Genomic DNA, 4497 nt, shown 5'->3' with positions numbered 1-4497 from the left:
CCCGGCGAAGACGAGAACGATTGAAAGCTCCCAGATCGATTGACCGCGAGGCGCCGATCCAGGGCGCCGTCGTCATCCATCCAGACCGCGAGGGCAGGGGCTCTTCGCGGGCCGCGGCCGCGCGCCTGGAAGAGGCCGTCGGCCTGGCGCTGGCGCTCGATCTGGAGGTCCGCGAGACCCTGGTCGCCAACCTGCGCCAGCTCACGCCGGCCACCCTGTTCGGCAAGGGCAAGGTCGAGGAGATCCGGCTGGTCATCGAATTGGCTGAGGCCGACGTGGCGATCGTCGACGACGCCCTGACGCCGGTCCAGCAGCGCAACCTCGAGAAGGCCTGGCAGGTCAAGGTGATCGACCGCACCGGCCTGATCCTGGAGATCTTCGCCCGCCGCGCGCGGACCCGCGAGGGGCGGCTGCAGGTCGAGCTCGCCCGGTTGTCCTACGAACGCTCGCGCCTGGTCCGGACCTGGACCCACCTGGAGCGCCAGCGCGGCGGCTTTGGGGTGATGGGCGGTCCGGGCGAGACCCAGATCGAGACCGACCGGCGGCTGATCGCCGACAAGATCCGCAAGCTGAAGCTGGAGCTGGACGAGGTGCGCCGCACGCGGACCCTGCAGCGGTCCGCCCGCAAGCGCCACCCGTACCCGACCGTGGCGCTGGTCGGCTACACCAACGCCGGCAAGTCGACCCTGTTCAACCGCCTGACCAAGGCCGAGGTGGTCGCCGAGGACATGCTGTTCGCCACCCTCGACCCGACCCTGCGGATGCTGAAGCTTCCGGACGGGCGCCCGGCGATCCTGAGCGACACCGTGGGCTTCATCTCCGACCTGCCGCACGAACTGGTCGAGGCGTTCCGCGCCACGCTCGAAGAGGTCAAGGAAGCTGACGTCGTCCTGCATGTCCGCGACATCGCCAGCGCCGAGAGCAACGCCCAGGCCGGCGACGTCCGCGCGGTCCTGGCCAAGCTCGGGGTCGAGATGGAGGACCGGGCCATCCTGGAAGTCTGGAACAAGACCGACCTCCTGGCCGCCGACGACCGGGCCATCGTCGAGGGCGACGCACGCCGCGCCCATCCGCCGGCGATCCCGCTGTCTGCGGTGTCCGGGGAGGGGTGTCCGGCCCTGCTCGCCGCCGTCGCCGCCCTGGTGGACGAGGCCCCGCCGGTGGACGTGTTCACGCCGATGGGCGAGGGCGCCGCCATCGCCTGGCTCTATCGCCACGGCCGCGTCCTCGACCGCCACGATGGCAAGGACGGCTCGGTGCGGCTGGCCGTCAGCCTGTCGCCCCAGGCCCTGGGTCAGTTCGAGCAGCAGTTCCCGGGCGCGGAGATCCGCGGGCACTGAGCGCCTATTCGGCCGCCGTCCGCTCCGCCGCCTTCGCCTGGTCCCACAGCGCGTCCATCTCCGCCAGATCCGACTGCTCCGGGGTCCTGCCGCGCTCCGCCAGCCGGGCCTCGATGTACTGGAAACGGCGGACGAACTTGGCGTTGGTGAAGCGCAGCGAATCTTCCGGGTCGACCTCCAGCGTGCGCGCCAGATTGGCCACGACGAACAGCACGTCACCCAGTTCCTGGCGGGCTTTCTCGAGGTCTCCGGCGGCGATCTCGGCTTCCAGTTCGCCGACCTCTTCGTGCAGCTTGGCCATCACTTCCTGCACGGTTGGCCAGACAAAGCCGACGCCCGCGGCGCGCCTGGACAATTTCACCGCGCGGGTCAGCGCCGGCAGGCCGAGGGGCACATCGTCCAGCAGGCTCTCTGGCCCGGCCTTGCCGCCCGCCCGTTTCCCGGCGCGCTCGGCCGCCTTCAGCGCCTCCCAGCCCTCTTTCTGGTGGGTGAGGCTGGCATAGGTTTCATCGGCGAAAACATGGGGATGGCGGCGGATCATCTTGTCGTTGATGGCGCGGGCCACGTCGTCGAAGCCAAAGGCGCCGGCTTCCTGCGCCATGCGGGCGTGGAACACCACCTGTAGCAACAGGTCGCCCAGCTCGTCCTTCAGGTCGCCAAGGTCGTTCCGCTGGATCGCGTCGGCCACCTCATAGGCTTCCTCGACGGTGTAGGGCGCCACGGTGGCGAAGGTCTGCTCCAGGTCCCACGGGCAGCCGTCCCTGGGGTCGCGCAACCGCGCCATGATCGCCAGCAGCCGGTCGATGGGCCGCAAGGTCTCGGGCGGGGCAGGTCGGGTCATGAGATGTCCTGGAACGACGCAGGCCCGATCAGACCGCGCGTCGCCCCAGGTGGCAAGCGGGACGGGCTAGCGGCGAACGCCGCCCTCGCCGCGGCCCAGGCGATAGGCGAAGCGGTCGATGGTCGACTCCGCGTCGGACCAGGTCGCGCGCATGGCCGCCTGACGGATGTCGGGCTCATAGTAGCTGTAGCCGAGCGGGGTCGCCACGCCGTCGGCCGCCACGGCGCGACCCTCGATCCGGGCGCCGCCGACGCCGAAGCTCTCGAACGACAGCCCCGGCTGGTCGGACATCTGCTTGAAGGTCGGGCGATTGGGCTGGACGTCCACCAGCACCAGTTCCAGCCGCGCGCCCTGATAGGCGCCGGTCTTGGCCAGCCGCCGCTCGACGCGGGTGCGAAGCTGGTCGGCGAGCTCGTTCACGTCGCGCACGCCCAGGGTCTTGGCGGCCTTGGCCTGCAGCGCCGGCGCGATGCTGACGCTGACCGAGGCGGGCGTCGCCAACGCCCCCGTAGCGATGGCGAACAGGCTGGCGGTGACGATGGCCAGGGTGCGCATGGTGTCTCCTCGCAATTCGCCCTCTACCTCAAAGTAGGCGCTTGCGGACACGGCGCAAGGCTGGCGCATGCCTACGGCCGTGGGAGAGGCCCTGTAGGCGGCGGCCCATGTTCCCGATCCGATATGCGCCTAAGGAAGATTATCGGAAATTGTGGGCCCGAGATATCTAGGCCTCCAGCAGCCGCACCGTGCCTTTGAGGGTCGGTGACTCATTCACGATGGCGTGGAACCGAATGTCGGCGGTGACGACATAAGTGCTCTCTCGGAACGCCATCGCCAGATAGAGGCAGTCGTAAACTGGATGGCCCAACACATTCGCCAGGGCGGCGGCGGCTGGAAGATCGTCCTCGATCGTGGCGGTCGTCACCGGGGCGTTGAAGAGTTCCGTGAGCCGTTCCCTGGCTTCCTCGCCGCTGATCTCGCCGCGTTGAGTGCGCCGCCACAGGGCGTTGGCGGCTTCCAACAGCCACAAGGACGGAGCGATCAGCTCTTCCTCAAGCAGAGCGTCGGCGGCTTCCCTTCCGGCTTCGTCCAGCACCCACTTGAGCGCGACTGACGCATCGATAACGACGCTCACGAGTGTCCCGATTCCGAAGTTCGCAGGCGCTTGTGGCAGGCTCCGACGACCTTCGGGATCGACAAGGACACTAGAAAAGAATTTGTTTCTAGTGTGCTTTTTTGGATCTGAAGTTCGCTCAGAGCCTGATCCATCAATAAGGCGAACTTCAGATCCAGCACACTAGCTGTCGCGATCTTCACGGATCAGATCGGCGGACTCGCCAAAGATCCGCCCCCGGGTTGCCTCCCGAAGGCGACCAGCGCGCGCGCGAAACGCCTCGCGGCCAGCCCTGAGAGCCTTTTCAAGGATGTCGCGGTGCTCGGCTTCGGCGCTTCGCCCATGGCTGGAAGCCTGGCGCTTCAGCGCCTCCACGACGTCGCGGGGAACATCTCTGACCAGGAGCTGAGCCATAGGTTGATGCTATCAGATGATAGCTCTTCAGGCAACGGCGGGGCTTGCGATGACGTCGCAGCTTGGGCAGATGGCAGTCTCCAAATCCGTGTCAGCCGCACCCGAAACTTCTCAAGTATTATCGGAAATATCTGATCGTTTGATCGGGCTGACTGACCGTCGGATTTCAAAACGGTTCAAAAACAATACGCAGGCGTGTGCCGGTGGCCGCGGCATAGCGACGAAGTGTCTTCAAGGACGGATTGCCATGCCCGCCCTCCAGCCGGGCGACCGCAGGCTGTGATGTGTGCATACGCTTGGCGATCTCCGCCTGGGAAATATCCGCCTCCGCGCGTGCCTCGATCAACGCCGCGGCCAGAACGAATTCCCCCTCCAACGCATCATAGGCTTCGCGATAGGCCAGATCCTGGCGCCATTCCGCAAAGGTATCCTCGACTGGGATCATCTTCCTGCTCATACAACCTCCTTGGCGCGCTCCCGCGCCAGGGTCAATTCTCGCTTCGGGGTCTTCGCGGTCTTCTTGACGAAAGTCCGAAGAACCACGATCCGCCCAAGACCCGAGCCCCACCTCCCGCGCTTGCGGACGCAGAAAGTCCCGGCCCTCTTAAGAGGACCGGGACTGCTGTAGATCAGGTGGTCTGCTGGGCCTTGCGGCCAGCCAACCGGATCAGGCGGCCGCGATGGCCATCCGACGACGGTTGCGGATCAGGGCGCCGACACCGCCGAAGCCCAGGACCAGCATGGCCCAGGTCGCCGGCTCAGGCACGCTGTGCGAGCCAAGCGTGCCGCCC

General features: G+C 67.0%; 8 protein-coding genes. 1 reads left to right on the top strand and 7 read right to left on the bottom strand.

Annotated elements, in window-relative coordinates:
* Positions 1-20 precede the first annotated feature (20 nt).
* Positions 21-1340, top strand: a complete 1320-nt coding sequence (gene hflX / locus RMN86_RS00285; RefSeq protein ID WP_309603821.1) for a GTPase HflX — start codon at positions 21-23, stop codon at positions 1338-1340.
* Positions 1341-1344: 4 nt separating this feature from the next.
* On the opposite strand, the gene mazG is transcribed toward hflX, so the two are convergent.
* The 7 genes from mazG to RMN86_RS18100 all read right to left on the bottom strand — a co-directional run.
* Positions 1345-2181, bottom strand: a complete 837-nt coding sequence (gene mazG, locus RMN86_RS00280; RefSeq protein WP_309603820.1) for a nucleoside triphosphate pyrophosphohydrolase — start codon at positions 2179-2181, stop codon at positions 1345-1347.
* Positions 2182-2247: 66 nt separating this feature from the next.
* The gene (locus RMN86_RS00275; protein ID WP_309603819.1) at positions 2248-2736 is read right to left on the bottom strand and encodes a hypothetical protein; all 489 of its coding nucleotides are present in this window, start codon (positions 2734-2736) and stop codon (positions 2248-2250) included.
* Positions 2737-2902: 166 nt separating this feature from the next.
* Positions 2903-3313: a type II toxin-antitoxin system VapC family toxin gene (locus RMN86_RS00270; protein WP_309603818.1), complete on the bottom strand. Its 411-nt coding sequence runs from the start codon at positions 3311-3313 to the stop codon at positions 2903-2905.
* A 162-nt stretch (positions 3314-3475) separates the two neighbouring features.
* Entirely contained in the window at positions 3476-3706 is a 231-nt protein-coding gene (locus RMN86_RS00265) for a FitA-like ribbon-helix-helix domain-containing protein (RefSeq protein WP_309603817.1), read from the bottom strand.
* A 166-nt stretch (positions 3707-3872) separates the two neighbouring features.
* Positions 3873-4163, bottom strand: a complete 291-nt coding sequence (locus tag RMN86_RS00260) for a helix-turn-helix transcriptional regulator (protein ID WP_309603816.1) — start codon at positions 4161-4163, stop codon at positions 3873-3875.
* Positions 4160-4249, bottom strand: coding sequence for a type II toxin-antitoxin system RelE/ParE family toxin (locus RMN86_RS18105; protein WP_405041289.1), 90 nt, complete (start codon positions 4247-4249; stop codon positions 4160-4162). Before RMN86_RS18105 ends, RMN86_RS00260 begins: the two co-directional genes overlap by 4 nt.
* A gap of 124 nt (positions 4250-4373) precedes the next feature.
* On the bottom strand, positions 4374-4497 hold a 124-nt coding region (locus RMN86_RS18100; RefSeq protein ID WP_405041290.1), incomplete at its 5' end, for a PEPxxWA-CTERM sorting domain-containing protein.

Origin of the sequence: Phenylobacterium sp. (assembly GCF_031360265.1) — a bacterium.
Lineage (GTDB): Bacteria > Pseudomonadota > Alphaproteobacteria > Caulobacterales > Caulobacteraceae > Phenylobacterium.
The sequence above is the reverse complement of the archived record's forward strand: the minus strand, read 5'-3'. Positions and strand labels throughout refer to the sequence as shown.